The 300-nt window shown below is 77.3% G+C and carries 1 protein-coding gene; it reads right to left on the minus strand.

Annotation, left to right across the window (positions count from 1 at the left end; all coding sequences use genetic code 11):
* On the minus strand, nucleotides 1-300 hold a 300-nt coding region (locus KVT14_RS20225), incomplete at both ends, for a flavoprotein (protein ID WP_306795881.1).

The raw sequence follows: 300 nt of genomic DNA on the forward strand, positions 1-300 counted from the left end.
GGCCATGAGCACCGGGCAGGTCGCGGTGAGCAGCGTGGCCGCGAGCAGGTCGTCGGCGCGCCCCGTGGCCGCGCGGGCCAGCAGGTCCGCGGTGGCGGGCACGACGACGACCAGGTCGGCCTGGCGCCCGTGGCGCACGTGGGCGACCTCGGGCACGTCCTCGAAGACCTCGGTCGTCACCGGGTGCCCGGACAGCGCCTCCCAGGTGGCGCGCCCCACGAACTCCAGGGCCGCCCGGGTGGGCACGGCGCGGACGTCGTGACCCGCCTCGGTGAACGTCCGGAGCACGTGGGCGGCCTT

The organism is Cellulomonas sp. GbtcB1 (genome assembly GCF_019091725.1).
Taxonomy (GTDB): domain Bacteria; phylum Actinomycetota; class Actinomycetes; order Actinomycetales; family Cellulomonadaceae; genus Cellulomonas.